This window comes from Methylobacterium organophilum (assembly GCF_022179465.1).
GTDB classification, from domain to species: Bacteria; Pseudomonadota; Alphaproteobacteria; order Rhizobiales; family Beijerinckiaceae; genus Methylobacterium; species Methylobacterium organophilum.
The window spans coordinates 1-254 of record NZ_BPQV01000054.1; the positions used below are offsets into that span (position 1 = coordinate 1).

General features: G+C 40.2%; 1 protein-coding gene. It reads right to left on the reverse strand.

All coding sequences use genetic code 11. The features are described from left to right. On the reverse strand, window positions 1-254 hold a 254-nt coding region (locus MFF21_RS23780), incomplete at both ends, for a substrate-binding domain-containing protein (RefSeq protein ID WP_238315054.1).

The window sequence follows — 254 nt, forward strand, 5'->3', positions numbered from 1 at the left end:
GGTCGTATGCTAATACTTTAATGCCTTCTTGTTTGGCTTCTTTTACAACGTTACTTAATACCTGACCGTTATACGGAATAATGACAAGAACATCGACACCCCGGTTTATCATGTTTTCAATCTGCGACATTTGTGTTTCTTCATTGCCATTTGCAGACTGTACAAATACTTTCGCGCCGAGAGATTCTGCCTTTTTCACAAAGATATCTCGATCTTTTTGCCAGCGTTCAAGACGGAGATCATCAATCGCCATA